We start from the raw sequence: 22,438 nt of genomic DNA on the forward strand, positions 1-22,438 counted from the left end.
TTGACTACTGGCTAGACTCGACTCAGGGGCATCTCAGGGACGGAGGTGACTCCATGCCCGCCATCCTCTTCGTCCGGATCACATCCGGACTCGACGCGCAGGAGTTCGAGCGGCGCCTGCTCGAGCGGCGGCCCCGCTTCCGTGACGTACCCGGTCTTCTGCAGAAGGTCTACGGCCGCGATAGCGCAACCGGCGACGTGTGCGGCATCTACTTCTTCGAGAGCCAGGAGGCGCTCGACGCGTTCCGAGAGACCGAGCTCGCCCGCACTATCCCCGCCGCGTACGAAGCGGTCGAGGTCCGCCGCGAGGTATACGAAATGCTCTATTCGCTGCGGCCCGACCGGGGGCCCTTCGCCGAGTCCGGCCACCCGACGGCGTGACCCGCCGACGACTGGCGCGACGGCACCAGACCGGGCCCGTGCCAGCCACTACCAGCGCCAAGCAGCCCAACAACCGTGAAGATCACGATCTACAGCTGGAGTACTAGCAGGGCGGGATCGGCCCGCGGCCCCCGGTCCTCCCACGTGATCCCGGCGACCGATGCCTGCAGCGCGCTCACTCGCGTCCGCAGCCGTCGCGGGAGGACCTGTTCGAGTTTGGCCAGGGCGCGCAGGGCGGTCTCCTCGATGCCGCTCAGGCCGCCGGCCGCGGTACGCAGCGCGACAGCGATCGCGACGGCCTCCTCGTCGTCGAGGAGGAGCGGGGGCAGATCGGCGCCGGCGGCGAGCCGGTAGCCGCCGGCGTGGCCGCGGGCGCTGTCGACGGGGTAGCCCAGGTCACGGAGCCGGTCGATGTCGCGGCGCACGGTGCGCACGGTCACCTCCAGGCGGTCGGCCAGGTCGGACCCGGACCAGTCCCGGCGGGTCTGCAGCAGGGACAGCAGGCGCAGCATCCGGGCGGTCATGTCACTGGTCATGCGTCCACTCTCGCCGGTTCAGAGGACAGAAGGTGTCCTGAAAGCCTTCTACGGTCGATTTGTCCGACCTCAGCACGACCGGAAGGCCCCCATGAAGATCGCAGTTCTCGGCACCGGCGGCGGCGCCCGCGCCCACGTGGCCAAGCTCGTCGACCTCGGCCACGAGGTGTACGTCGGCACCCGCGACCCCGAGGCCACCCTGGCCCGTACCGAGCCGGACATGATGGGCAACATCCCGTACGGGCAGTGGCTGGTCGAGCACCCCGGCATCATCCTCAAGTCCTTCGGCGACGCCGCGGCGGCCGCCGACAGTCTGGTCATCAACGGCATCGACGGGCACAACGCCGTCGCCGCGCTGACCCCCGTCGCCGACCGGCTCGCCGGCAAGACCCTGGTCGACTACGCCGTCCCCTACGTCTACCAGCACGAGACCGAGCACCCCTGGCCCACGCCGTGGGGCGTCATGCCGAAGCTGGAGCCGTGCGACACCGACAGCCTCGGCGAGCAGATCCAGCGTGCCCTGCCCGCCGCGAAGGTCGTCAAAAGCTTCGTCACCCAGGAGCAGACCACCGTCGTCGATCCGAAGGCGGTCGGCGGCGGCGATCACACGATGTTCGTCGCCGGCGAGGATGCGAACGCCAAGCGGCAGGTCACCGACCTGCTGAACGCATACGGCTGGACCGACGTCCTCGACCTCGGCCCGCTGGTGTGCGCACGCGGCATGGAGATGTACGCCCACATGCACTCCGCCATCGGCTTCGGCCTCGGCCAGCAGTTCGGCGGCCACTTCGGCATCAAGGTCGTGCGCTGACCCGGGCCCCGTCGGCAGCCTCCGCTCGTCCCGATATCCGAGCGCTGACTCGGCTCCCCCCGCCGGGTCACCGCCCCCAGCCCCGCGGCCCGTACCGCCCCTGCCCAAGAGGGGCCGGCCACCCGAAGGACATCCTGTGCCATGCGATGTGGGCCCGCGACGGCCGCGAGCTGGCCGCTGCGGCCGTCCAGTGACGGGTACCTGACACCAACGGACAGAGCCCGTCGCGTTGTCCGGGAAGCGGCAGCACTATGCCGGGCGGGCCATCAGGGCTCAAGATCATCCCACGGTCCAACACGACGGTGACTTCAACTACGCACGGCGTTGGGGTCGTCACATAGGGTAGTTTCCGGTGTACGCATCCGTCTTCTCGAAGGAGTTCGAAAATGCTGCTTTCTGTCACCGTTCCCCTGGGCCTCGGCGTGGCGAGCGCCTTCGGCCTCGTCATCGCCTCACTCGGCCTCCTCTAGCGCGGGGGAGCGCACCTGTTCCGCCATCCGCGAGAGTCTGGAGCGGAAGCGGACACGCGGCGGGCAGCAGGTTGTCCATGGCACGGCTGCGCATAGCGATCCGGCGGAGTTCGGTGTGTCGGCACTCTGTCATCGCTGACGTGGTGGGCCGTCAGGGGCGAGATGCCGCTGACGGCCGGACAACCGGTGCGGGAGCCGGCCGGAAGGCCCAGGTGCCCGAGGTCCGGCCGCACTGCGTAGGCGAAGTCGCCTCGGCCCTGTCCCCGGCCGGGCTGGCCCAGGCATCTGTGGACGCGATCCCCTCCGGCCCAGGACCCCCGGCGGGCCCATGCTCCTCCGGTCCCTGAGTTCCGCGGTCACCACCTCGTACGATTAAGGAGCGGACATGACGGAAGCGTGGCGTTGGTCGATCGCGGCGACGTGCTGGGGCCTGTTGACACTGTTCTGGATCGCCGGCGCGTTGCACGCCGCCCGGCGGGCACCACGCAAGCAGACCCGTTCACGGCCGGCCCTCGGGAAGCTGCCCTTCGTCGTGATCGCGCTCACGTGGGTGGCCCTCAACACCCTCTACCCGTTCGAGCGGTGGCCCGCGCTGCCGGCCGGGCACGAGTGGCTCGCCACGGCAGCGGCCGGCGCGCTTCCGCTCTGCACCGCGTTCGCCGTCTGGTCGCGGATCACCTTGGGCACGATGTGGACTCCATGCCCGCCACACGCAGCGGCCATGTCCTGCGCACCGAGGGGCCCTACGTCGTGACACGGCACCCGATCTACACCGGAGTGCTCGCAATGATCCTGTGCACCGCGGTGATCTCCCAGCAAAGCTGGGCGCTGGCCCTGTTCGCCCTGGCGACGGTCACTCTGAGGGTCAAGATCCGCGCTGAGGAACAGCTGCTGCACGAAGTGTTCGGCCAGGAGTACGACACTTATTGCACGCGTGTACCCCGGCTCCTTCCCCTGGGCGTGTGGCGGACCGGCCCAGTGGAAAGGTGCGGGTGAGACTCGTCCGACCGCAGCCGCCCGAACCCCGGTTACCTGCTGGTTCCGGCCGGTCGGACGAAAAGTCTTCTGCGCGGCGGGCCCCGGAGGACCTTGGCCGACGGTGTCCCGGGCGGTGTGGGCGCTGGCTGATGAGTGCTGGTCGAAAGTCAAGCATAGGGATGCCGCGACGCGTTCAGTCTTCGCGGCCGACGTCATCGTCGTCCGCTCGACCGCGTCCGGGTTGCGCAACGGGCGCAGAGACAGCACGGCCTGCCGGTCCTCAGCGCCAGGAACATCGCCATGATCGAGGCCGTGACCATGCTGCCGCCCATCGTCCTCGCCGACCTGTTGGGCCTTTACCCCTCCACTGCGGAGACATGGGCCACATACGCCAACGACGGCTGGACCCACCACCTCGCCGCCCGTGGTCAGCCGGCTGAGTCGATCGTCTCCTCGGGCGCCTGCGGCCCGGTGGCCGAAGTCCCTGTCCAGCTGGCCAGGAGGCCCAGCGCTTCGGCGGAGGGGGAGGCAGGTTCGGGGGTGTAGACGGTGAGGGTCTGTTCGGGGTCGCCTTCGACGGCCAGGACCAGGTAGTCGAGGGTGAGGTCGCCGACGAGCGGGTGGTGGAGGCGCTTGGTGCCGCTGGTGTGCGCTTGGACGTCATGGTCGGCCCACATGCGGCGGAAGGCGTCGCTGTGCAGGGACAGCTCCCCGATCAGCTCGGTGAGCTGCGGGTCGTCGGGGTGGCGTCCGGCGTATAGGCGCAGCATGGCCAGGCAGTCGCCGGCGACCCGGTCCCAGTCGGCGTACAGCGTGCGGGCGGCCTCGTCGAGGAAGACGTAGCGGGCGAAGTTGCGCTCCCGGCGAGGCCGGGCTTCGAAGTCGGTATAGAGGGCGTGGGCCAGCCGGTTGGCGGCCAGGACGTCTGTGCGTCGTCCCTGGACCACCGCGGGGACGCCGAGCGAGTCCAAGGTCCGGTACAGGACCGGGTGGACCCGCTGCGGGGCGAGGGGGCGCTTGCGGCGGGCCCGGGTGGCGGTGGGCTGGGCGAGGTCGAAGAGGTGCGCACGTTCGGTGTCGTCCAGGTGCAGGGCGCGGGCGACTGCCTCCAGGACGGTTTCGGAGACGCCCTGGGTGCGGCCCCGCTCCAGACGGATGTAGTAGTCGACGCTGACGCCGGCGAGCTGGGCGACTTCCTCGCGGCGCAGCCCCGGCACGCGGCGGGCACCGCCGTGCGGGGCGAGGCCGGCCTGGTCGGGGGTGATCCGGGCCCGGCGGGTGCGCAGGAACTCGCGGATCTCGCTGCTGCGGTCCATGGGTCCACCGTACGGCGGTACCGGGCAGGTCAGCGTGCTGAAGGGGGTACTGGCAGACCCCTGGAAGAGAGGTGCCCTCTACGGCGGCCCACGGGGCGTTCGCGGGTGGTTGCCTGGATAGCGGGCCCGGTGCACGGCACTGATCATTCGAACAGTACGCGCCGTAACGGCCGTAGGAGATCTTCACTGCCGCTGCCGTCTGCCCTCACGCCGTACGTCTGAAGAAGAGGACACCCCCCATGGGTTCGAAACTGACCGGCACCGTCGCACTCGTCACCGGCGCGAGCAGCGGCATCGGCGCCGCCACCGCCCGCCGGCTCGCCGAGCACGGAGCCTCAGTGGCGCTCGTGGCCCGCCGCAAGGACCGCCTGGAAGCCCTTTCCGCCGAGATCGAACAGGCCGGTGGCGCCGCCGCGGTGGTGGCGGCCGACATCACCGACCGTATCCAGGCCGAGGACGCCGTACAGCAGGTGGTCGACCGGTTCGGGCGGCTGGACATCCTGGTCAACAATGCCGGCCTGATGCTCCTGGGGCCCGTCGTCGGCGCGGACGCCGAGGAGTGGGACCGCATGATCGCCATCAACGTCCAGGGCCTGCTCTACACCACCCGCGCCGCCCTGCCGCACCTGCTGAAGGCCGCCGAACAGGGGCCGCGCCAGGCCGCCGACATCGTCAACATCGGCTCGTACGCCGGCCGCGTGGCGAGCAAGGGCTTCGGCGTCTACAACGCCACCAAGTTCGGGGTGCACGCCTTCACCGAGTCCCTGCGCCAGGAAGTCACCCAGCGCCACGTGCGGGTCGGTGTCCTCGAGCCGGGCGCCGTGGAGAGCGAACTGGGCACGCACAACAAGCCCGAAGTCCGCGGCGAACTGATCGACCCCTTTTTCGAGGGGACCGAGGTCCTGGCCGCCGAGGACATCGCCGACGGCGTCGCCTACATGGTCACCCGTCCCCGTCACGCCGCCGTCGGCGAGCTGTGGATCATGCCCACCGAACAGGCGTGAGCACTCCGCCACCGGGCCGCCACAGCGTGGCCCACGCAATCCGCCAACTCCCCCAACCCGCCGGGTGCCGCGTGCGGCGCACCCGAGGAGGAATCCCTCATGAGCAAGGTCATTTTCGTCACCGGTGCCGGACGCGGTCTCGGCACGGACATCGTCCGCCAGGCCCTCGTGGCCGGGCACCAGGTCGTCGCCACCAGCCGCCGCCCCGAGGAGGTCGAGAAGACCCTGGGCGGTCCGCAGGACAACCTGCTGGTCACCAAGCTGGACGTCACCAGCCTGGACGACGCGCACGCGGCAGCACAGGCTGCCGTCGACCGATTCGGCCGCATCGACGTCCTGATCAACAACGCCGGGAACTTCTTCGCCGGCTACTTCGAGGAGATCTCCCCGGAGCACATGCGGCAGCAGATCGAGACCAATCTCTTCGGCCCGATGAACGTCACCCGCGCCGTCCTGCCCGTCATGCGCAGGCAGCGCGACGGTCACGTCATCACGATCTCCTCGCTCGCCGGTCAGGTCGGCACGGAGTTCACCTCCGCCTACGCCGCCTCCAAGTTCGCCGTCGAGGGCTGGATGGAAGCCTTGCACCACGACATCGAGCCGTACGGCATCCGCACCACGATCGTGGAGCCCGGCTACTTCCGCACCGAGCTGCTCGTGGACGCCTCCACCACCTGGCCCGAGCCGACCATCGACGACTACGCCGAGCGCACCACCGCCACGATCGAAGCCTGGAAGAGCATCAACGGACAGCAGCCCGGCGACCCCACCAAGCTCGCCCACGCCCTGCTGACCCTCGCCGGCCAGGACCAGCCGCCACTGCGCTTCGTCGCCGGCGCCGACGCCATCGAGGGCGTCACGGCCAAGGCCCAGGAGCTTCTCGCCCAGGTCGAAGCCTCCCGAGAACTGGGCGGCAACCTCGGCCACGACGACGCTGCCTGAGCGTCGGCCCCACCAACGTCTGACCACTTCCCCGAGCAATGATCAAAAACAGGTTCTCCTCGGCCTCCGGCAGGTCCTCGGGCCGCGACCGCCACACAGCGCCGACCTGCACGGACGGGCCCCATCGACGCCGCTGGTTACAAGCCTGGGCCGCTACCTCACTGAGAGGGCGTTAAGTCCGTTCCTCGATGGTCTGGTGTCGACCATTGGCGTGGGCGTCGTGGGTTCGGGTCGGCATCGTGTCGTGTGCATGGTGAAGTCGCGGCATGGAAAGGACGCCGTATCCGAGCGACTCATCCACGAGCAGTGGGCACTGATCGAGCCGTTGATCGCTGCGTGGAAGCAGCGGCGGGTGGCGCGGTCGGCGACTGGGGATCCGGGCTCGGCCGATCTGCGGGAGGTGGTGAACGCGCTGCCGTATCAGAACCGGAGTGGCTGCCAGTGGCGGTTTCTTCGCCATGATCTGCCCGCCTGGCGGTGGTGTTCTACTACTTCACCCTGTGGCGGCGGATGGCCTTGACCAGCAGGTCCAGGAGATCCTGCGCTGCCAGGTGCGCGAGCGGGCCCGCCGATGAGAGGGCCCGTCCCTGGTGATCATCGACACCCGGTGGGTCCGTGCGGCGGCCGGGGTGCCGAAGACCACGACCGGACTGGACGCGAACAAGAAGACGCCGGGGCCGCAAGCGGGGCCTGGCCGTCGATGTGCGCGGGCTGATCATCGGCGTGGTGGTGATGGCCGCCAGCGCACATGACAACGAGGCCGGCATCGCTCTGCTGAGTCAGGCGGCCGAGCGGTGCGGCAACCGCCTGGAAAGAGCCCTGGTCGACCAGGGCTTCAAGGACGCCGTCATCATCCACGGGGCGGTGCAGAACATCACCGTCGCGGTGGTCCGCCGCAACCCCGACGACGGCAAGGGGTTCGTGCCGCAGTCGAAGCGGTGGTGGGTGGAGCAGGTCAACGGCATCCTCATGCTGCAGCGGCGCCTGGCCCGCGAAGACGACCACCGGCCCGACAACGCGGCCTCGCGCATCTACTGGGCCTCCACCGCCACCATGCTCCGCACGCTCACCACCGCCACCCCGCCCTGGCAGGACCAGTTCGAGAGGGCCGCGTGAACGTCACCGAACTCCTGGATCTCCTGCGTGAGCAGCCCGAACCGACCGCGGCGCGCGCCGATGGCCTGCGCGGGCAGCTCGAGGAGCTGACCGCGGCACTCGCCGAGGCGGAAGGTCGTCTCACCGAACCGACCACCACCCGGAAGGTCGTCGAGAGCCTGGCCCCCGCCGGAAACGCACCGCCGGCCGAGCCGACCGCCGACACCCACCAGCGCATCCTGGCCGTGTTCAACGAGCATCTCACGCAGCCGTTCCGCGCCCGCGAAATCCCCGAACTCCTCGGCCTGCCCACCGAACGAGGCCACAGTGAACATCACCCGCCCCCGCCTCGGCCGCCACGGCGTCCTCACCCAGCCCGGACGCGGCCTGTACCAGAAATCGATGTAACGGCCGCTCAACGGGCTCGGATGGGCACGGTCGACGGCCTCCACTCCCGCCTGATCAACCCGAACACCCACGAGTCGGATACCTCGCCGTTCACGACGCAGTCTTCCCGCAACGTCCCTTCCCGCACGAATCCGACCTTCTCCAGAACCCGGGCAGATGCCACGTTGCGCGTATCGGTCTCAGCCTGAACTCGATTCAGGTCCAGTGTGTCGAATGCCCACTTCAACACGGCGTGCGCAGCCTCCGTCGCGTAGCCGTGGCCCCACATCGCATCGGCGAGGCAGTAGCCCAACGACGCGCTGCGGTAGTCCGGGTTCCATCCGGTCAGACCGCACCAGCCGACGAAGGCCCCGTCAGAAGCACGGTCGATGGCCACCCGCGCCCCGGTGCCTTCGTCCGCCATCTTCCGGGACATCGCGATGAAGCGGTCGGCTCGAGCCCGGTTGTTCCACGGCGGGGAGTCCCAGTAGCGCAGCACGTAGGCGCTGCTGTGCAGTGCGAAGAGGGCATCCACGTCGGTGTCGGTGAAGGGGCGCAGTCGCAGGCGAGCGGTGTGCAGTAGGGGAGTGGCCAAAGTCATGCGCACCATGTTGCGTCCTCATGGGGCGGGCAGAACACCGAATATCCGATCCGGACCTAACGCCCTCTTCGTACTCCAGTGTGACTTCGCAGTTCCACGTCGCGCGTGTGCGGTGTGCTCCAAGGGGTGCCTGCGGAGACGATAACGAGGGTGCCCAAGATCGTTTTGTGACGGACGACATGGACACCCTCGCGACAGCACTCTATGCGGCGACCGACGACATGTTGCAGGAGTAACCCGAGCTGGCGCCGTGGCGCCAGCCGGCCGGATTACGCCCCGCCTGAGTGATGCCGAACTGGTCACCCTCGCCACGATGCAGGCCATACTCGGCTTCACCTCCGAGGCTAAATGGCTCCGCCATGCCCGTGTCCACCTGCGCCACCTCTTCCCTTACCTGCCCCAGCAGCGACAAGCGGCTGCGATCATCTAGAAGGAGCGTGGGGAAGGCCGAGTCGTTCAGGGCCTGCGCGAGCGTGGCGACGGACCGCTCCGACAGCGGGCGCCAGGCGCCGGCCTCACCCATCGGGAGGTTGATGCCGGTACGGAAGATGAAGTCCTCGGTGGCCTTGCCCTCTGTCCTGGTTCAGCCGCGGGGTCATGACGTTCTGGCCCATGGGTAGCACCCTCGCGGACGGCTCCTCGCGGGCGAGCTTGAGGAGCCGGTCACGGTCTGCTGGTGGAGTTCTGACCGGTCAGCCGGATCGGCGCCTTCAGGTCGATCAGCAAGCGCCGGGGGGCGACGTGGGATCGACCCGGATGACGACCACGCTGCGCCCGGAATCATCGTCGAACGGGACGGTGAAGAAGGTCGGCTCCCAGGGCGGGTCCAGCTTCTCGCTGCAGGTGCTGGCGATCTTGTCGATCGTCTCCTGGGCGTCGACGCCGACGACCCGCTCGACACCCGGCTCGGCCTTGTCGTTGATGCCCACCAGGATCATGCCGCCGTAGGTGTTGGCCATCGCCGCGATGGTCTTCACCAGCCCGAAGGAGTACGCGCGCTTGGACTCCAGCGTCAGGCTTTCGACCTGGTCCGGCCGCGCGGCGAGGGCACGGATGCGCTCGATCGTCAGATCCGCCGCCGAAGCGGCGAACAAGGAGTCAGTCATCCCTCATAGTCCACCGACAGCCGTATCCCACACCGAATTACCGCAACGGTCAGGTTTCGCCGGCCTCCTGGCGAGCCCCAACCCGGAGCGCTCCGTCACCGGTGGGCGGGACGACCCGCAGCTCGCCGACGAGGTCCTGCGAGGCGACCACGTCGTCCGCGAGGATCCGCAGGACATCGTCGGCAAGCTGCTGAGGTGGGCGGTCTTCCACGTCGTGCTCAGGGTTTCGTGGGCGTCGTAGACGAGGGAGCCGTCGGACAGCTTCCGGCCGTCCGGCTCCCGGATGAGCGACCACTCCGAGGCCCCACCGTGGAACTTGTACTCCTCATCGTCAGCCAGGATCGTGACGTCGCAGTCGCAGCCGCAGCCGCAGCCGCAGCCGCAGCCGCAGCCGCATCCGCAGCCGCAGCCGCACCCGCAGCCGCAGCCGTCGTCGGGTCCTCGAACTCGCCGTCCTCGTGGCGCCGGTTCAACGTCACCACCTGGCCGTACTGCTCGGCGAGCAGCACGGCGACGGCCACCACGGTCCCGTGGACGTCGGCCGGCCTCGGGGCCGAGCCCGGCGCAGTGTGGAGCGCGCGCACGGTGGTGGAGGCGTGCCGGGCGGCCAGGCCGTGAATCTGCTCGGACACCGACCGCGGCGTGGCCAGCGCGTCGCCGAGGTCCGCTGGCTGCGCGGGCCCGGCCGGGGCGGGCACGTGCGTCTCGCCGCGCTCGGCGATCCGCCCGAGCGCGCGCCCGAGCTCCCCGAGTGCGTCGGCAGTGTGCTGGAGCTGGACGAAGAGCGCGGAGGCGACCGTCGCGGCTTCCTGCGGGGTGTAGAGGGCCCACGGGCTCGACAGGGCCGTCACCACGGCCTCGGCGGTCTCCGCCGCCGCACACGCCATCTCCACCGAGTCGCGGGGCTCGCACATGCCGCACTCGACGGCGGCGCGCACCTCCGAGACGAGGAGGCTCGTCGGCGGCCCCGCTCGTACAGGGCCGTGAAGGGGGTGTTGAAGCCGGCGGTCGGCCCCCGCGTACGCAGAATACTTGGCTAGCCACATGATTGCTGTTACGTTGATTATGTGGCCAGCCACGCTTCTGGTGGCCGAAGGGAATGGAGTCATCATGAAAGCAATCGTTTTCGACCAGTTCGGCGGCCCGAACGTGCTGCGCGAGGCGGACACCGAGGTCCCTCAGCCCGGCCCCGGCCAGGTCCGGGTCCGCGTGAAGGCCGCCGGGCTGAACGCGGTGGACGGCAAGATCCGCTCCGGGATGCTGGAGGCTGTCCACCCGACGACCCTCCCCGCCATCCCCGGTGGCGAGCTCGCCGGCGTGGTGGACGCCCTGGGCGAGGGCGTGAGCGACGTGCAGGTCGGCGATGAGGTGCTGGGCTGGTCGGACACCGGCTCGTACGCCCAGTACGCGCTGGCCACCACCGTGGCTCCCAAGCCCGCAGGCCTCGACTGGCAGCACGCGGTCGCGCTGCCGGTGGCCGGCGAGACGGCCGAGCGGGTCCTGAACCTGCTGGGGGTCGCCGCCGGGGAGACCGTGCTGATGCACGGCGCGTCCGGAGCGGTCGGCACTGTGGCGGTCCAGCTCGCCACGGCCCGCGGAGCACGCGTGATAGCCACCGCGGGCCCCTCCAACCAGGACTACCTCACCTCGCTCGGCGCCACCGCGACCGTGTACGGCGACGGTCTGGTCGAGCGGGTTCAGGCGCTGGCCCCCGACGGCGTGGACGCGGTGTTCGACCTGGCCGGGAAGGGAGCCCTGGAGGACTCCATCACCCTGCGGGGCGGCGCCGAGCGCATCGTCACCATCGCCGACTTCGGTGCACGACAGCTGGGCATCACCTTCTCCCAGGGGTCCCAGGAACGCTCGACCGCCCGCTTGGCCGCCCTGGCCCAGGACGCCGCGGCCGGCAAGCTCGTCACCACCGTCACCGCCTACCCGCTCGACCAGGCCGCGAAGGCCCAGCAGGTCAGCGACGCCGGGCACGTGCGGGGCAAGCTCGTCCTGACCGTCGACTGAGCACACCCGCCCACCCCTCACACACCACTCGCTGCCTTTTCGGTGACCGGCCGGCCACCGTCCTATCGAAGGACCCCTCATGCTGGATTCCCTGTGGACGCCGACCACTCTTGGCGGCATGTCTCTGTCACACCGCCTGGTCATGGCCCCCATGACCCGTGACCGTTCGACACCTGAAGGCGTACCGACCGAGCTGAACGCCGAGTACTACGCCCAGCGGGCCTCGCACGCGCTCGTCATCACCGAGGGAACCCAGCCCTCCGCCGACGGCCAGGGCTACCTCCTGACCCCCGGCATCCACAATGACGAGCAGATCGCCGGGTGGCGCAAGGTCACCGACGCCGTGCACGAGGCCGACGGCCGAATCGTCATCCAGCTGATGCACACCGGACGCATCGCCCACCCCCACAACACCCCCCACGGCCGCCAGCCGGTCGCCCCCTCGGCGATCCGGCCGCAGGGCGTGATGTTCACCGCGTCGGGGCCCCAGGAGATGCCGACCCCCCGTGCTCTGTCGACGCAGGAGGTCGCGGCGACCGTGGACGACTTCCGGCGCGCCGCAGCGGCCGCCGTCGCGGCAGGCGCCGACGGCGTGGAGATCCACGGCGCCAACGGCTACCTGGTGCACCAGTTCCTGTCAGACAACACCAATCAGCGCACCGATGGCTACGGCGGCTCGATCGAGGGCCGCATCCGCTTCGCCGTCGAGGTCGCCGCCGCGGTGGCCGACGAGATCGGCGCCGAGCGCACCGGTATCCGTATCTCCCCCGCAAACCCCTACAACGACATCGCCGAGTCCGACACCGCCGAGCTGTATCCGGCGCTCCTGGACGCCCTGCGCCCCCTGGACCTGGCCTACCTCCACGTGATGCACGCCGGCGACGAGGAGCTGCTGGACACCCTGCGCGCGCTGTGGCCGACCACACTGATCCTCAACCGGGGCGGCACCGACCTGCCTGCCCGTGCCAAGGACATCGACAACGGCACGGCCGACCTCGTCTCCGTCGGCGCCCTCGCGCTCGCCAACCCGGACCTGGTCGAGCGGCTCCGCGCCGGCGCGCCGCTGAACACCCCCGACCCGGCGACCTTCTACGGCGGCGAAGCGGCCGGCTACACCGACTACCCCACCCACACCGACTGAGGACCCGAACCATGCCCACCCCCGAGCCCCGCATCCCCACGACGGCCGGCGCAGGACCGATGAGCTACGCGATCTTCCAACTCGCCCGCGTCCACCGCGCCTACGCCGCCGCCATGCTCCGCGAGATGGACCTGCACCCCGGACAGGAACTGCTGCTCATGCAACTCCTCGACCGGGACGGCCAGACCCAGTCCGAACTGCTCGACAGCGTCGGCCTGGACCATTCAACCGTCTCCAAGTCTCTGCGCCGGATGCAGGACGCCGGCCTACTCGTGCGCGAGCCGGCCGCACACGACCGGCGCGTCATGGTCGTCCACCTCACCGACAAGGGCCGGGCCATGCGCGAACCCATCGCGGCCCTGTGGCAGGCCCTGGAGGAGACCTCCGCCCGGAATCTGTCGGAGCAGCAGGCGGAGTCCTTCGTCGAGACCGCCTACGCCATCACCGAGGCGATCAGCAGCCGCGCGCTGCCGGAAGAAGAGTCCGCGTGACTCGCCGGTGTGCACCCCACGCGGCCTGGGGTGCACACCGTCCCGCATGCGGCGCGACCACCGCCAGGTCGGCCCTATCACCCCTCCCGTCGCGGCTGCCTTCGGCCGCGGCACGTGCCGGCGGCGAGACGCACTGCGGATCCGCCCCCACGGCCCGCCTCCATTGGCCCGCCCGGCACGCGGGCGCCTATGTCTGCAGCCGCGCCTGCCCCGCCCACCAAGCCCCTCGCTGATGACCTGACGGAAAGTGAGACTCCCATGCCTGCCACCGACTCAACCGCCCTCCCGGTCCTCGTCGTCGGGGCGACCGGCTCCCTGGGGAGCAAGGTCGTCGACGAACTCCTGAGGCGCGGCAAGAACGTCCGCGCCCTGGTGCGGCCGGCCAGCGACGCCAGCAGGCTCGCAAGCCGGGGCGTCCAGATCGCCCGCGGCGACATGCTCAACGTCAACTCGCTCGTGGCCGCGATGAACGGCGTCGACGCCGTCATCACCACCGCCGCCGGCTACACCCGCGGCGGCAAGAACGCCAACGACATCGACACCATCGGCAACGTAAACCTCGCCGAGGCCGCCCACCGCACCGGCATCCGGCGGTTCGTCCTGACCAGCATCCTCACCAGCGACCGGACGCCCGAAGTCCCGCACTTCTGGCACAAGAAGCTCGCCGAGGACAAGCTCGAACAGCTCGGCGTCCCGTTCGTCGCCCTGCGCCCGGGAGCGTTCCTCGACCAGGTCGCGAGCATGGCGGGCGACCCGGTCGACAGGGGCCGCATGGTGTGGATCGGCAAGGCCACCGTCCCGCTGACCTTCGTACACACCTCCGATCTCGCGGCGTACCTGGCAGCCGCAGTCGACGCCGAGGCCGAGGCCGGTGAGCGCATCGACATCGGTTGGGACCGTCCGGTCAGCATGCGAGAGGTGGCCGACGTGATGGGCAGCCAGGCCGGAAAGAAGATCAAGGTGTGGGCCGTCCCGTCCGCCGTCGCCCGCGCCGCAGGAGCCGTCGCCGGCCGCTTCATGCCCCTGATCAAGGACATGGCCGCGATGTTCCGCTGGTTCGAGACCGGACGCTACGTCGCCGACCCCCACCGCCAGGAGCAGTTGTTCGGCCCCGTCCCCACGGCCGAGGATGCCCTCGCCCGATACACCGACGAGCTGCGCACCGCACAGCACCGGTGACAGGCCCGCGTCCCGTCCCTCGCCGCCCGGCGGCCTGACCAGGACGCCTCGGGCCTATCCCTCCTAGACCCGACGACCCGAGGAAGGAAACACTCATGAACGGACCGACCCTGCAGACGTTCGCCGCCGAGTACGCGGAGGAACTTCCCGGAGCCCAGCTGGAGCATCCCTTCGGCCCGGACTGGGAGGTCTTCAAGGTACGAGGCAAGGTGTTCATGCTGATGACCGAGGTCCCCGGGCGCCCCGTCGTGATCCTCAAGGCGGACCCCGACGAGGCCCACGCTCTCCGGGAACACAACAGCCATATCACCCCCGGCTATCACATGAACAAGAGACACTGGATCACGCTGGAGGGCGGGACAGGCGTCGACGAGAAGTTCGTCAGGGAACTCGTCACCGACTCCTACCTGCTCGTCGTCTCCCACCTGCCCAAGGTCGAACAGCCCATCGACCCGCACACCTACGGCACGAGCAGGCGAGCGGCCCGGTGAGCACGGCCGGTGACCGCCTCCAGGACACGCCCGCAAGGCGGCCCTCGCCCTCCCCGACGACTTCCTGTCCGCCGTCTCGCGCTGATCCACTCGCCGGTGACGGCCGGACCGCCCGGGCTGAAGCGAACGGTCACCTCGAACCGGCGCACAGCAGGCTCCCTCACTACTCGCCCGGCCGTACTTCGACGATCTGCACGTCCGTCACCCCGTCCTGCTGCTCCTTCAGCCTCTTGTAGGTCTCGGCGCTCGTCAGGCCGTACGAGGCGGCCGTGACCTGGCACTCCTCGCGCCCGGTCCGCGCCACGTCAGCCTGTAGCTCTTCGTCGGCAACTCCTCCAGCTCTCGGCGGCGCCCGTCGGCATCGACCTGCGCTCGGTACAGAGTCGCACTCGGCACCGACAACGTCCGGCTGACCTGCACGGACGCGGCCTCCATCCACAGGTCCACTCCGGTGGAGTGCTCGTATGACTGAAGAGGAGAAGGCACAGCAGGCAGCCCGGACGCGCTCCAAGCTCATGGAGGGCCTCGCCCGTGCGGAGCGCGCCCTGTTCACCCGGCCCGCGCCGAAATCCGCGCGAGCCCAGATGGAATGCCTTCGTAAGCGGGAGAGGGGCTCCACCAAGTGCCTGGCCGAGCGCCTGGGCGTCTCCCGCAAGGCGGTGCAGCGCTACCTCTCGGGTGCCTCCACCAAAGCCTCCAGGAGGCCCTGGTGAAGGAGACTGAGTCAGAGTGGCAGCCGCAGGTCAGGGCGCAGGCGAGGCAGCGTGCGACCACCTCGGGCGGGCTCATCGTCAAGTTCCGGGCCACCCTCGGCTTCACCGCGAACGGGTCCTCGGACCACAGCCGGGTACGGGACCTCAGCATCACCGTGTGGCCCTCGCACGCGGCCCTCATCCTGGCGACACAGGAGGAGGGTGCGACGGACACTGACCTCCATAAGGCGGTCGCAGAGGCCATCGCGGACGCCTATTTCCGTCAAGCCGGTGGCGGTTGCGGCTGGCCGACACCCGGGATGCCGACCGTCCGCTCGCCGGCATGTGCGACTCCGCCCGCTGCCCCCAGGCCACACACCACCCGTGTCATCGCCCGGTGTGGGAGGAAGCTCGGCAGAACGCCAAGGTCTTCATCGGCAGCCTGAGCCGTCGCCAGAAGACCGAGCGCGCCGGGTGGAAGCAAGCGTGACGCGAGCCGAGCGGGTTCTCGCCGAGATCGACCAATCCACCGCACTCGCGACCGGAAGGACCAGATCTGATGGGCCGCATCAGCGACAGCTACCGCGCACGCAACGAGAACGCCATCCGCGCGGCCATGGACCGGCTGATGCGGGGCGAACTCCCACCAGGCGGCAAGTGCGACCTGAAGACCCTGGCGCGCGAGTCTGGCGTCACACGGACCGGCTTCTACCCGAAGAAGAACCGGGAGGCTCACCGCGGCCGGGCCCGTACCAGCACCTGGCCGAAGAGTTCGAGCGCCGGCTGGCCACACTGCGTGATGCCGGCGCCACGCCCTACCCACGAGCCGCCCAGGTCGAACGCCTCAAGAATCAGGTAGCCGGATCGAAGGACCGGCTCGACGAGCGGCAGGAGCAACTCACCGAGCTCAGCGAGTTCAAGCAGCGAGCGCTTTCCCGAATCGCCGCACGGCAGCTGGAGATCCAATGGCTCCGGGAGCCCTGGCCTCACAGTCCAATATCCGGGCACTTCCCCGCGCAGAAGGCGACCGCGCCGTACGGATCATGCAGCTGATCTCAGGGACGCAGGCGCCCCTGCCGACAGCTCTCAGCCCGCTGCGGCTGTGCGAGCACGGTGGGCAGCGAGTTCACGCCCGGCCAGGGCGATGGCGGCGATGTTGAGCGGAAAGGCGATCAGGTTGGCCGGTTGAGGTATGTCGATGGCCCTCAGCAGGCTGGCTGCTGTCGCGGTCAGGAGGAGGGCCAGGGGCAGGAACCTGCGCCAGGGCGGGATGTCGGGCAGCCGGGCGGCCTTGATCGTGTATCGCAGGGCGATAAGAAAGAGGGCGGCGAACAGGACGAAAGGCAGCACGTGCGGCTCTCCGAGACAGGCTTGGGGCGGCGGAGGCAGGCTGGTTACGGTTCGATGAGGCCGACGCGGATGGCGTAGCGGGTGAGTTCCAGGCGGTCGCGCAGGCCGAGTTTCTGGAGCAGGTTCGCGCGGTGGCGCTCGACGGTCTTGGCGCTGATGACGAGAAGGTCGCCGATCTCCTTAGAGGTGTGGCCCTCGGCGACGAGTTTGAGGATCTCCTCCTCGCGCTCAGTGATGGGGCGGGCCGGCAGCGGATCGCCCCTGCGGGCGCGGTCGAGATAGGTACGGATGAGGGTGGTCTCGGCGCCGGGGTAGATGAAGGGTTCGTCACGCAGGGCAGCGCGGCAGGCTTCAACGAGGTCGCGGTCGGCGACGGACTTCAGGACGTATCCGGACGCGCCGGCCCTGAGCGCTTCGAAGAAGTACTGCTCATTGTCGTACATCGTCAGCATCAGGGTGCGCAGGTCGGGGCGGATGCGGGCGAGTTCGCGGGCGGCTTGGAGGCCGGTCTGGCGGGGCATGGCGATGTCGAGGATGGCCAGGTCGATGTCCTGGTCGCGGGCCTGGGCGACGGCTTCGGCTCCGTCGGCCGCCTCCGCGACGACGGTCAGGTCCGGTTCGGCGTCGAGGATGAGGCGTACACCGCGGCGGACCAGGGCGTGGTCGTCGGCGAGCAAGATGCGGGCCGGTGCGGTCATCGGGCGCTCTCCCGGGGGTGGTCGCCAGTGGTGCTGCCGGTGACATTCAGACGTACTTGGGTGCCCCCGTTGGGGCCGGCGCCGATCAGGAGCTCCGCGCCGATGAGCAACGCGCGTTCGCGCATGCCACGGATGCCGGCTCCTTCCGGCGCCGATCCGAGTCCCCGACCGTTGTCGCGGACCAGCAGACCCACACCGCCGCCGGGTAGTGCGCGCAGGTGGAGTTCGACCGTGCGGGCGCCGGAGTGGCGGGCGGTGTTGGTCAGCGCCTCTTGGGCGATGCGGTAGAAGACGAGTTCGGTTGCCGGGTCCAGATGCGGCAGGCCGGGGGTGATGTGGGTGGTCACGCTCAGGCGGGAAGTGGTGAACTCGGCGGCCAGGGCGCGCAGGGCGCTGTGCAGGCCCAGTTCCTCCAGCACTCCCGGGCGCAGGCGGCGGGCGATGCGGCGGATCTCGTCGAGGCTGGCGCGGGTGGTTTCCTGGGCCTGGTGAAGGTCCTCGCGTACGGCCGCGGGGGCGTGGTCGGTCGCGTGTTTGAGCTGGAGGAGTACGGCGGTGAGGGTCTGGCCGACCTCGTCGTGGAGTTCCTGGGCGATGCGCCGGCGTTCGGCTTCCTGCGCGGACAGGACCCGGCCTGAGCTGGCCGCGCGTTCGGCTTCCAGGCGGCTGAGCATCGCGTTGAACGTCTTCGTCAGTTCGGCAATCTCACCGGTGCCGGAGACTGTGGTGCGGTGGCCGGGCTGGAGGAGGTCTGCTGTGGCCATGGCCCGGGTCAGGCGCTGCAGCGGGGCGAGGCCGATCCGCAGCAGCACGGCGTTGGCGATCAGCATCGCGACCAGCCCGACGAGCAGCACCAGGGCCTCGCCGAGCAGCACGGGGGTGGAGACGGTGACGGGGCCGAGGAGCAGCAGAACGGCCGCGACAAGGACGGCGGCGTTGAGGAGGAAGATCCGCCAGTACAGCGACATGGTCCCGCGCCTTTCTCGGTGGGCTCCCACCTTCACTGTCGCCGCCTCGCGTCCGGGCGTCATCCGGGCACTGACCTGCGGTTGCACCTACTGCCCCGCCCCACCCTGCCGGGGGACGGCACCGCTTGTCCATCCGTGGCGACACCCATATCCCGGCCCTGTTCGCACCTGGCAACATGACCCCTTGCCGCGCCGGATCACCTGCCCGATCCCGCCGCGCTTCGCACCACCATCGCAAAGATCGAACAGAGGGGGACGGGCTGTGCCTGCTCCACGGATGCGTACGACACCACTGCCCGGCATCGGGGTCCAATACGACCTCACCACCCGCGAACACCGGCACCTGTCGGTGATCGCGCACCGGGACGGAACCCGGACAGTGAACGTCTACCGGGCCGACGACCCCGATGCCTGCGCGCAATCCTTGCACCTCACGGGCGCGGAAACGGCCTCGCTGATCGACGCGCTGATGCCCGCGCACCACAGCCCCAACCTGCTGCACACCACTGATCTGGGCCTGGTTGCCGAGCGGATCGAGCTGTCCGCGCATGCGTACTGGAACGGCCGGGTGCTGGGCGAGACCCGGATGCGTACCGAGACCGGTGTGTCGGTGGTCGCGGTCCTGCGTCGGGCTGAGGCGCGGCCGTCCCCCGCACCGGATTTCCGGCTCGCCGGCGGGGACACCCTCATCGTGATCGGTACCCGCGAGGGCGTCGACGCGGCTGCCGCGATACTCGGTCGGGAGTGATCGCCCGTGCACTCCGCGGTCTTCCTGATCGAATTCGGCGCGATCATCCTCGGCCTTGGCCTGCTCGGCCGGGTCGCGGGCAGGCTCAAGTTCTCACCCATACCCCTGTACCTGCTGGCGGGCCTCGCCTTCGGTGAGGGCGGTCTTCTTCCGCTGCCCGCCAGTGAGGAGTTCGTCGCGATCGGCGCCGAGATCGGCGTCATCCTCCTGCTGCTGATGCTCGGCCTGGAGTACACCGCAAGCGATCTGGTCTCCAACCTCAAGACGCAGTACCCGGCGGGCCTGGTCGACTTCACCTTGAACGCCGTGCCGGGAGCGGTGGCCGCGCTGCTGATGGGCTGGGGGCCGGTGGCAGCAGTGGTCCTGGCTGGGGTCACCTGGATCTCGTCCTCCGGGGTCATCGCCAAGGTGATGGGCGACCTGGGCCGCCTCGGCAACCGCGAGACCCCGGTGATCCTCAGCATCCTGGTCCTCGAAGACCTGGCCATGGCCGTCTACCTGCCCATCATCACGGCCCTACTGGCAGGGGTGAGCCTGGCGGCCGGCAGCGCCACCCTGGCGATCGCCCTCGGCGTCGCCGGAGCCGTGCTGTTCGTCGCCGTCCGCTACGGACGGCTGATCTCCCGCTTCGTCTCCAGCGACGACCCCGAGAAGCTCCTTCTCGTTGTCCTCGGCCTGACCCTGCTGGTGGCGGGCATCGCCCAGCAGCTCCAGGTCTCCGCCGCCGTCGGCGCGTTCCTGGTCGGCATCGCCCTGTCCGGCGAGGTCGCCGAGGGCACCCACACGCTGCTCAGTCCGCTACGGGACCTGTTCGCCGCGGTGTTCTTCGTCTTCTTCGGCCTGCACACCGACCCGGCCAGCATCCCGCCCGTCCTGCTGCCCGCACTGGCTCTCGCGGTCGTCACCGCTCTGACGAAGATCGCCACCGGGTACTGGGCCGCCAGGCGAGCCGGCATCGGGGTCAAGGGCCGCTGGCGCGCCGGCGGCACCCTGGTCGCGCGCGGCGAGTTCTCCATCGTCATCGCCGGTCTCGCCGTCACCGCCGGCATCGAACCGGCGCTGGGCCCGCTGGCGACCGCGTACGTCCTGATCCTGGTCGTGATCGGGCCGCTGACCGCGCGCTACACCGAACCTATGGCCGCCTGGATCAGCAAGCACCGCAACTCGGACGAGCCGCGCCCGGCCACGATGCCGTCCCCGGCGAAGCAGCCGGAGGCCGTGCCGGATCAGAACCCCGCCGGCCGCGCGTGAGCGAGGACGACTGGGCGGCGTTCACCAGCACGGACACCGTTCTGGTGAACGCCGCCCTGGCCGTCTACCTCGGTGGCGCCATCGGCTTCGCCCGCCACCTCCCACGCCTCATGATGCGCAACGCGGCCTGGTAGGCCGATACGGCACGGCATCCCGTCTCCAACGCGGCCACTCTGACCGTGTTGATCGTGCTGTGGCCGGTGAGCATCGTGTTCTTGCCGCACTGCTGCCCGCCGCCGCAGGCGCCGACCGCTCAGCGCCCGCGGTTCGGGGGCGGTGGTTCGAGGCGTCCGTGCTCGCCGAGCCAGCGGGCGAGTTTGCCGCGTCGGCCGATGGCACGGAGGCGTTGCTCCGCCGCCTCTCGCACGCTGGGTGTGGTGACAAGGAGCAGCTCGTCACCGGTTTGCAGGACGGTCTCCGCGCGGGGAACCAGGGTGATGCCGTCGCGGACGATGAGTGTGATCACCGTGGGTGACGGGAGGCGGAGTTCGGTGACGGTGACGCCGTGGAGCCGTGACCCGGGTGGGATGGCGACGGTGAGGAGGTCGGCGTCCAGGATGTCCAGGGGCGCGGCTTCGACCTGGATCTCGCGCAGCGCGCCGGGGCGGGTCAGCCCCAATCCGCGAGCCGCGGCGGGCAGGGTGGGGCCCTGAATCAGGGTGAAGACCACGACGAGCACGAAGACGATGTTGAGCAGGTGCGGGGCACCGTCGACGGCCGCGACGATGGGGAAGGTCGCCAGGACGATGGGGACGGCGCCGCGCAGACCGGCCCAGGAGATGAACGCCTGCTCCCGCCATGGGGTGCGGAAGAAGGCCAGGCAGGCGGCGACCGACACCGGCCGGGCGACGAGCAGGAGGACGAGGCCGACGGCGACGGCGGGCAGGACGGCGGAGGGGAGTTCGCTGGGGTCGACGAGCAGGCCGAGCATGACGAACAGGCCGATCTGGGCGAGCCAGCCGGTGCCCTCGGCGAACGAGCGGGTCGCGGCCCGGTGGGGGAGGCTGGAGTTGCCCAGGACCAGGCCGGCCAGGTAGGCCGCGATGATGCCGCTGGCGTTGGCGGCGCCGCCCGCGGCGAAGGCGATGATGCCGAAGCCGACGGTGGCCAGCGGGTAGAGGCCGGTGGCGGGCAGGGCGATGTGCCGCAGAGCGGCGACCCCGATCCGGCCGATCACCAGCCCCAGCACACCGCCGACCACCAGCTGGTAGATCACGTTCCCGGCGATGTACGCGGGCTCGGGCAGATCGGCGGCCGCGGTGGAGAACACCAGCACCAGGATGATGGTCGGGGCGTCGTTGAACCCGGATTCCGCCTCCAGTAGCCCGGTGACCTTCTGGGGCAGCGGCAGGGAGCGCAGGACGGCGAAGACGGCGGCGGCGTCGGTGGAGGAGACGATCGCGCCGAGCAGGAGGGCCAGGTGCCAGTCCATGCCGAGGAGGAAGTGGGCTCCGGCGCCGGTGGCGGCGACCGAGAGGGCGACGCCGACGGTGGCCAGGACTCCGGCCGGAGCCAGCAGGCGCCGCACGTCGGCCCACTGGGTGGTCAGTCCGCCTTCGACGAGAATGATCGCCAGGCCGGCGGTGCCCAGGGACTGGGCGAGCTGTGCGTCGTCGAATTCGATGCCGATGACGTCCTCACCGGCGATGACTCCGACCGCGAGGAAGAACAGCAGGCTGGGCAGCCCGATCCGGTGTGCGGCGCGGGCGGCGGCGATGCTGGCCATGAGCACCGTGCCGCCGACCAGCAGGACCAGGTACAGCTGCTGAAGTGTCACCGCTACTCCT

Annotated in this window: 28 protein-coding genes and 3 pseudogenes; 18 read left to right on the forward strand and 13 right to left on the reverse strand. The window is 69.9% G+C overall.

What is annotated here, in order from left to right; all coding sequences use genetic code 11:
- Positions 1-53: 53 nt before the first annotated feature.
- Positions 54-380, forward strand: a complete 327-nt coding sequence (locus ACWDX6_RS20460; RefSeq protein ID WP_356888778.1) for a YdhR family protein — start codon at positions 54-56, stop codon at positions 378-380.
- A gap of 104 nt (positions 381-484) precedes the next feature.
- On the opposite strand, the pseudogene ACWDX6_RS20465 reads toward ACWDX6_RS20460, so the two are convergent.
- Positions 485-916 (reverse strand): annotated as a pseudogene (locus ACWDX6_RS20465) (helix-turn-helix transcriptional regulator); the annotation flags it as partial.
- A 91-nt stretch (positions 917-1,007) separates the two neighbouring features.
- Here ACWDX6_RS20465 and ACWDX6_RS20470 point away from each other — a divergent pair.
- From ACWDX6_RS20470 to ACWDX6_RS20480, 3 genes are all read left to right on the forward strand, one after another.
- Positions 1,008-1,727 (forward strand): NADPH-dependent F420 reductase, encoded by a 720-nt coding sequence (locus ACWDX6_RS20470; protein WP_451486301.1) that lies wholly within the window; start codon positions 1,008-1,010, stop codon positions 1,725-1,727.
- Positions 1,728-2,582: 855 nt separating this feature from the next.
- The gene (locus ACWDX6_RS20475; RefSeq protein ID WP_451486360.1) at positions 2,583-2,951 is read left to right on the forward strand and encodes a hypothetical protein; all 369 of its coding nucleotides are present in this window, start codon (positions 2,583-2,585) and stop codon (positions 2,949-2,951) included.
- Complete coding sequence (locus ACWDX6_RS20480) at positions 2,897-3,193, forward strand: methyltransferase family protein (protein WP_451486302.1); 297 nt, start codon at positions 2,897-2,899, stop codon at positions 3,191-3,193. Before ACWDX6_RS20475 ends, ACWDX6_RS20480 begins: the two co-directional genes overlap by 55 nt.
- Before the next feature lie 410 nt (positions 3,194-3,603).
- Here the strand turns inward: ACWDX6_RS20480 and ACWDX6_RS20485 are convergent, their stop codons facing one another.
- Positions 3,604-4,491: a helix-turn-helix transcriptional regulator gene (locus ACWDX6_RS20485; protein ID WP_451486303.1), complete on the reverse strand. Its 888-nt coding sequence runs from the start codon at positions 4,489-4,491 to the stop codon at positions 3,604-3,606.
- 239 nt (positions 4,492-4,730) lie between these two features.
- Between ACWDX6_RS20485 and ACWDX6_RS20490 the strand changes: the two genes are divergently transcribed.
- The 3 genes and pseudogenes from ACWDX6_RS20490 to ACWDX6_RS20500 all read left to right on the forward strand — a co-directional run bounded on the left by ACWDX6_RS20490 (position 4,731) and on the right by ACWDX6_RS20500 (position 7,553).
- Positions 4,731-5,495, forward strand: coding sequence for an SDR family NAD(P)-dependent oxidoreductase (locus ACWDX6_RS20490; protein ID WP_451486304.1), 765 nt, complete (start codon positions 4,731-4,733; stop codon positions 5,493-5,495).
- Between the two features lie 99 nt (positions 5,496-5,594).
- Positions 5,595-6,437 carry an SDR family oxidoreductase gene (locus ACWDX6_RS20495; RefSeq protein ID WP_451486305.1) on the forward strand — a complete coding sequence of 281 codons (843 nt, stop codon included), beginning with the start codon at positions 5,595-5,597 and terminating at the stop codon, positions 6,435-6,437.
- A 266-nt stretch (positions 6,438-6,703) separates the two neighbouring features.
- Positions 6,704-7,553, forward strand: a pseudogene (locus ACWDX6_RS20500) (IS5 family transposase).
- Here ACWDX6_RS20500 and ACWDX6_RS20505 read toward each other — a convergent pair.
- Together ACWDX6_RS20505 and ACWDX6_RS20510 are read right to left on the reverse strand one after the other, a co-directional pair.
- On the reverse strand, positions 7,469-7,984 hold the full coding sequence (locus ACWDX6_RS20505) for a hypothetical protein (RefSeq protein ID WP_451486306.1): 516 nt from the start codon (positions 7,982-7,984) through the stop codon (positions 7,469-7,471). The pseudogene ACWDX6_RS20500 and the gene ACWDX6_RS20505 sit on opposite strands and share 85 nt — an antisense overlap.
- Positions 7,948-8,520 carry a GNAT family N-acetyltransferase gene (locus ACWDX6_RS20510; protein ID WP_451486357.1) on the reverse strand — a complete coding sequence of 191 codons (573 nt, stop codon included), beginning with the start codon at positions 8,518-8,520 and terminating at the stop codon, positions 7,948-7,950. The genes ACWDX6_RS20505 and ACWDX6_RS20510 overlap by 37 nt, the downstream gene beginning before the upstream one ends.
- A gap of 167 nt (positions 8,521-8,687) precedes the next feature.
- Here ACWDX6_RS20510 and ACWDX6_RS20515 point away from each other — a divergent pair.
- Positions 8,688-8,926: pseudogene (locus ACWDX6_RS20515) on the forward strand (IS982 family transposase); the annotation flags it as partial.
- Positions 8,927-9,239: 313 nt separating this feature from the next.
- Here ACWDX6_RS20515 and ACWDX6_RS20520 read toward each other — a convergent pair.
- Genes ACWDX6_RS20520 through ACWDX6_RS20530 form a run of 3 tightly spaced genes read right to left on the reverse strand, consistent with a single transcriptional unit; the run spans position 9,240 to position 10,564 of the window.
- Positions 9,240-9,626 (reverse strand): AlbA family DNA-binding domain-containing protein, encoded by a 387-nt coding sequence (locus tag ACWDX6_RS20520; RefSeq protein WP_451486307.1) that lies wholly within the window; start codon positions 9,624-9,626, stop codon positions 9,240-9,242.
- Between the two features lie 49 nt (positions 9,627-9,675).
- The gene (locus tag ACWDX6_RS20525) at positions 9,676-9,837 is read right to left on the reverse strand and encodes a hypothetical protein (protein ID WP_451486308.1); all 162 of its coding nucleotides are present in this window, start codon (positions 9,835-9,837) and stop codon (positions 9,676-9,678) included.
- 7 nt (positions 9,838-9,844) lie between these two features.
- Positions 9,845-10,564, reverse strand: a complete 720-nt coding sequence (locus ACWDX6_RS20530) for a hypothetical protein (protein ID WP_451486309.1) — start codon at positions 10,562-10,564, stop codon at positions 9,845-9,847.
- Between the two features lie 172 nt (positions 10,565-10,736).
- Between ACWDX6_RS20530 and ACWDX6_RS20535 the strand changes: the two genes are divergently transcribed.
- The 5 genes from ACWDX6_RS20535 to ACWDX6_RS20555 all read left to right on the forward strand — a co-directional run bounded on the left by ACWDX6_RS20535 (position 10,737) and on the right by ACWDX6_RS20555 (position 14,944).
- Positions 10,737-11,642, forward strand: coding sequence for an NADP-dependent oxidoreductase (locus ACWDX6_RS20535; protein WP_451486310.1), 906 nt, complete (start codon positions 10,737-10,739; stop codon positions 11,640-11,642).
- Between the two features lie 79 nt (positions 11,643-11,721).
- Positions 11,722-12,783: an alkene reductase gene (locus tag ACWDX6_RS20540; RefSeq protein ID WP_451486311.1), complete on the forward strand. Its 1,062-nt coding sequence runs from the start codon at positions 11,722-11,724 to the stop codon at positions 12,781-12,783.
- Positions 12,784-12,794: 11 nt separating this feature from the next.
- A complete protein-coding gene (locus ACWDX6_RS20545; protein WP_451486312.1) occupies positions 12,795-13,274 on the forward strand; it encodes a MarR family winged helix-turn-helix transcriptional regulator in 480 nt (159 codons plus the stop codon).
- Positions 13,275-13,532: 258 nt separating this feature from the next.
- Complete coding sequence (locus tag ACWDX6_RS20550; RefSeq protein WP_451486313.1) at positions 13,533-14,453, forward strand: SDR family oxidoreductase; 921 nt, start codon at positions 13,533-13,535, stop codon at positions 14,451-14,453.
- Positions 14,454-14,548: 95 nt separating this feature from the next.
- Positions 14,549-14,944, forward strand: a complete 396-nt coding sequence (locus ACWDX6_RS20555; protein ID WP_451486314.1) for an MmcQ/YjbR family DNA-binding protein — start codon at positions 14,549-14,551, stop codon at positions 14,942-14,944.
- Between the two features lie 163 nt (positions 14,945-15,107).
- On the opposite strand, the gene ACWDX6_RS20560 is transcribed toward ACWDX6_RS20555, so the two are convergent.
- Positions 15,108-15,248 (reverse strand): hypothetical protein, encoded by a 141-nt coding sequence (locus ACWDX6_RS20560; RefSeq protein ID WP_451486315.1) that lies wholly within the window; start codon positions 15,246-15,248, stop codon positions 15,108-15,110.
- 160 nt (positions 15,249-15,408) lie between these two features.
- Here ACWDX6_RS20560 and ACWDX6_RS20565 point away from each other — a divergent pair, with 160 nt between their 5' ends.
- Both ACWDX6_RS20565 and tpg read left to right on the forward strand, forming a co-directional pair.
- Positions 15,409-15,657 carry a hypothetical protein gene (locus ACWDX6_RS20565; RefSeq protein WP_451486316.1) on the forward strand — a complete coding sequence of 83 codons (249 nt, stop codon included), beginning with the start codon at positions 15,409-15,411 and terminating at the stop codon, positions 15,655-15,657.
- The gene (tpg, locus tag ACWDX6_RS20570) at positions 15,654-16,082 is read left to right on the forward strand and encodes a telomere-protecting terminal protein Tpg (protein WP_451486317.1); all 429 of its coding nucleotides are present in this window, start codon (positions 15,654-15,656) and stop codon (positions 16,080-16,082) included. Before ACWDX6_RS20565 ends, tpg begins: the two co-directional genes overlap by 4 nt.
- A 286-nt stretch (positions 16,083-16,368) precedes the next feature.
- Here tpg and ACWDX6_RS20575 read toward each other — a convergent pair whose 3' ends face one another.
- The 4 genes from ACWDX6_RS20575 to ACWDX6_RS20590 all read right to left on the reverse strand — a co-directional run bounded on the left by ACWDX6_RS20575 (position 16,369) and on the right by ACWDX6_RS20590 (position 18,652).
- Positions 16,369-16,602: a hypothetical protein gene (locus tag ACWDX6_RS20575; RefSeq protein ID WP_451486318.1), complete on the reverse strand. Its 234-nt coding sequence runs from the start codon at positions 16,600-16,602 to the stop codon at positions 16,369-16,371.
- 120 nt (positions 16,603-16,722) lie between these two features.
- A complete protein-coding gene (locus tag ACWDX6_RS20580; RefSeq protein WP_451486319.1) occupies positions 16,723-16,986 on the reverse strand; it encodes a hypothetical protein in 264 nt (87 codons plus the stop codon).
- A 44-nt stretch (positions 16,987-17,030) separates the two neighbouring features.
- Positions 17,031-17,684 (reverse strand): response regulator, encoded by a 654-nt coding sequence (locus ACWDX6_RS20585; RefSeq protein WP_451486320.1) that lies wholly within the window; start codon positions 17,682-17,684, stop codon positions 17,031-17,033.
- Positions 17,681-18,652, reverse strand: a complete 972-nt coding sequence (locus ACWDX6_RS20590) for a HAMP domain-containing sensor histidine kinase (protein WP_451486321.1) — start codon at positions 18,650-18,652, stop codon at positions 17,681-17,683. Before ACWDX6_RS20590 ends, ACWDX6_RS20585 begins: the two co-directional genes overlap by 4 nt.
- A 277-nt stretch (positions 18,653-18,929) precedes the next feature.
- Here ACWDX6_RS20590 and ACWDX6_RS20595 point away from each other — a divergent pair, with 277 nt between their 5' ends.
- From ACWDX6_RS20595 to ACWDX6_RS20605, 3 genes are read left to right on the forward strand one after another with little or no spacing between them, the layout of a single operon-like run.
- Positions 18,930-19,400, forward strand: coding sequence for a cation:proton antiporter regulatory subunit (locus ACWDX6_RS20595; RefSeq protein ID WP_451486322.1), 471 nt, complete (start codon positions 18,930-18,932; stop codon positions 19,398-19,400).
- Between the two features lie 6 nt (positions 19,401-19,406).
- Positions 19,407-20,651 carry a cation:proton antiporter gene (locus tag ACWDX6_RS20600; RefSeq protein ID WP_451486323.1) on the forward strand — a complete coding sequence of 415 codons (1,245 nt, stop codon included), beginning with the start codon at positions 19,407-19,409 and terminating at the stop codon, positions 20,649-20,651.
- A complete protein-coding gene (locus ACWDX6_RS20605) occupies positions 20,648-20,785 on the forward strand; it encodes a hypothetical protein (protein WP_451486324.1) in 138 nt (45 codons plus the stop codon). Before ACWDX6_RS20600 ends, ACWDX6_RS20605 begins: the two co-directional genes overlap by 4 nt.
- Positions 20,786-20,904: 119 nt before the next feature.
- Here ACWDX6_RS20605 and ACWDX6_RS20610 read toward each other — a convergent pair whose 3' ends face one another.
- Positions 20,905-22,428, reverse strand: a complete 1,524-nt coding sequence (locus tag ACWDX6_RS20610) for a potassium/proton antiporter (protein ID WP_451486325.1) — start codon at positions 22,426-22,428, stop codon at positions 20,905-20,907.
- Between the last annotated feature and the right edge of the window lie 10 nt (positions 22,429-22,438).

The sequence above is a fragment of the Streptomyces sp. NPDC003027 genome (assembly GCF_053591435.1).

Bases quoted from the DNA above. Each gene is read 5' to 3' on its own strand.
- ACWDX6_RS20495 (WP_451486305.1), top strand. From the start codon at position 5,595: ATGAGCAAGGTCATTTTCGTCACCGGTGCCGGACGCGGTCTCGGCACG.
- ACWDX6_RS20470 (WP_451486301.1), top strand. From the start codon at position 1,008: ATGAAGATCGCAGTTCTCGGCACCGGCGGCGGCGCCCGCGCCCACGTG.
- ACWDX6_RS20480 (WP_451486302.1), top strand. From the start codon at position 2,897: ATGCCCGCCACACGCAGCGGCCATGTCCTGCGCACCGAGGGGCCCTAC.
- ACWDX6_RS20475 (WP_451486360.1), top strand. From the start codon at position 2,583: ATGACGGAAGCGTGGCGTTGGTCGATCGCGGCGACGTGCTGGGGCCTG.
- ACWDX6_RS20585 (WP_451486320.1), bottom strand. From the start codon at position 17,684: ATGACCGCACCGGCCCGCATCTTGCTCGCCGACGACCACGCCCTGGTC.
- ACWDX6_RS20555 (WP_451486314.1), top strand. From the start codon at position 14,549: ATGAACGGACCGACCCTGCAGACGTTCGCCGCCGAGTACGCGGAGGAA.
- ACWDX6_RS20535 (WP_451486310.1), top strand. From the start codon at position 10,737: ATGAAAGCAATCGTTTTCGACCAGTTCGGCGGCCCGAACGTGCTGCGC.
- ACWDX6_RS20550 (WP_451486313.1), top strand. From the start codon at position 13,533: ATGCCTGCCACCGACTCAACCGCCCTCCCGGTCCTCGTCGTCGGGGCG.
- ACWDX6_RS20520 (WP_451486307.1), bottom strand. From the start codon at position 9,626: ATGACTGACTCCTTGTTCGCCGCTTCGGCGGCGGATCTGACGATCGAG.
- ACWDX6_RS20510 (WP_451486357.1), bottom strand. From the start codon at position 8,520: ATGACTTTGGCCACTCCCCTACTGCACACCGCTCGCCTGCGACTGCGC.
- ACWDX6_RS20485 (WP_451486303.1), bottom strand. From the start codon at position 4,491: ATGGACCGCAGCAGCGAGATCCGCGAGTTCCTGCGCACCCGCCGGGCC.
- ACWDX6_RS20545 (WP_451486312.1), top strand. From the start codon at position 12,795: ATGCCCACCCCCGAGCCCCGCATCCCCACGACGGCCGGCGCAGGACCG.
- ACWDX6_RS20565 (WP_451486316.1), top strand. From the start codon at position 15,409: ATGACTGAAGAGGAGAAGGCACAGCAGGCAGCCCGGACGCGCTCCAAG.
- ACWDX6_RS20490 (WP_451486304.1), top strand. From the start codon at position 4,731: ATGGGTTCGAAACTGACCGGCACCGTCGCACTCGTCACCGGCGCGAGC.
- ACWDX6_RS20590 (WP_451486321.1), bottom strand. From the start codon at position 18,652: ATGTCGCTGTACTGGCGGATCTTCCTCCTCAACGCCGCCGTCCTTGTC.
- ACWDX6_RS20540 (WP_451486311.1), top strand. From the start codon at position 11,722: ATGCTGGATTCCCTGTGGACGCCGACCACTCTTGGCGGCATGTCTCTG.
- ACWDX6_RS20460 (WP_356888778.1), top strand. From the start codon at position 54: ATGCCCGCCATCCTCTTCGTCCGGATCACATCCGGACTCGACGCGCAG.
- ACWDX6_RS20595 (WP_451486322.1), top strand. From the start codon at position 18,930: ATGCGTACGACACCACTGCCCGGCATCGGGGTCCAATACGACCTCACC.